Source organism: Mucilaginibacter angelicae (genome assembly GCF_042434235.1).
Taxonomy (GTDB): domain Bacteria; phylum Bacteroidota; class Bacteroidia; order Sphingobacteriales; family Sphingobacteriaceae; genus Mucilaginibacter; species Mucilaginibacter angelicae.
On the sequence record NZ_JBHLTS010000032.1, the window covers coordinates 1 to 636 of the forward strand.

The 636-nt window shown below is 50.5% G+C and carries 1 protein-coding gene; it reads left to right on the forward strand.

What is annotated here, in order from left to right:
• On the forward strand, positions 1–636 hold a 636-nt coding region (locus ACFFGT_RS19155; RefSeq protein WP_377024125.1), incomplete at both ends, for an AMP-binding protein.

Consider the following 636-nt stretch of genomic DNA (forward strand, 5'->3'; position numbering starts at 1 on the left):
TAACGCCTTGTTCGATGTGATGGTGGTGTTGCAGAACACGGGGATGGGCAAGGGAGTGCTCCCGACACTTGAGGGCCTTGAAGTAAGGGCTTATGAAGAAGTGCAGACAGAGAGCAGTAAGTTCGACCTTACATTCAATTTTACAGAAGGCACAGAGGGTATCCTGCTGGACCTGACCTATAACAGCGATATCTACAGCCGTGAGATGGCAGAGCGCTTATGCGGTCACCTGGAGCAGTTGCTGTCGGCGGTATGCGGTTCACCGGATATACCAATTTCGGAGCTGGATTACCTGAGTGCTGCAGAGCGCAAAGAACTTCTGGAAAGCTTCAATGATACAGCGGTAGCCTATGATAGGTACCGTTCGGTAATAGACTTTTTCGAGGCACAGGCAGCCCTGGCCCCCGGATCATCTGCACTGGTATTCGGTGACCGGATACTGAGCTATTCGGAACTGAACAGTTTGTCAAACCAGCTGGCCTGGTATATTCGTTCCTCCTCGGATATCGGCTACGGATCAAGGATCGGGGTTTTACTCGACCGGTCGGAATGGTCAGTGATCAGCATGATAAGTATCATGAAGTTAGGTTGCGTTTATGTACCGGTAGATATTGCTTTACCCGTTTCCCGGATCAA